At 43.6% G+C, this 385-nt stretch carries 1 rRNA gene; it reads right to left on the reverse strand.

The annotated features are described in order from the left end of the window. A 16S ribosomal RNA gene (locus QZV24_RS09380) occupies window positions 1–312 on the reverse strand; the annotation flags it as partial. Between the last annotated feature and the right edge of the window lie 73 nt (window positions 313–385).

Genomic DNA, 385 nt, shown 5'->3' on the forward strand with positions numbered 1-385 from the left:
GCGGCCAATGCACTTCATTCGGTATTAGCATTCCTTTCGAAATGTTGTCCCCATCTGAAGGGCAGGTTGCCTACGCGTTACTCACCCGTTTGCCACTAGGCTTCATATTTAACACCCAGTCACTAATTAGCTGTGTTAGTACTTTTATATATGCGTGGTGAAGTCTGCTCATTCTTCGCAGACATTCACGACGCTGTCTGGTCTAACATCGCCACTTAGTAATTCGGTGTTAAATATGTCGCCCCGTTCGACTTGCATGTGTTAAGCACGCCGCCAGCGTTCGTCCTGAGCCAGGATCAAACTCTCCAAAAAAATATTTGAAGAACCTGAATGGCTCTAAAAGTTTCTAGAATTACCTTTTAATAAAGGAATTTCATAGTTTTGC

The organism is uncultured Anaerovibrio sp. (assembly GCA_902786545.1).
Classification (GTDB): Bacteria; Bacillota; Negativicutes; order Selenomonadales; family Selenomonadaceae; genus Anaerovibrio.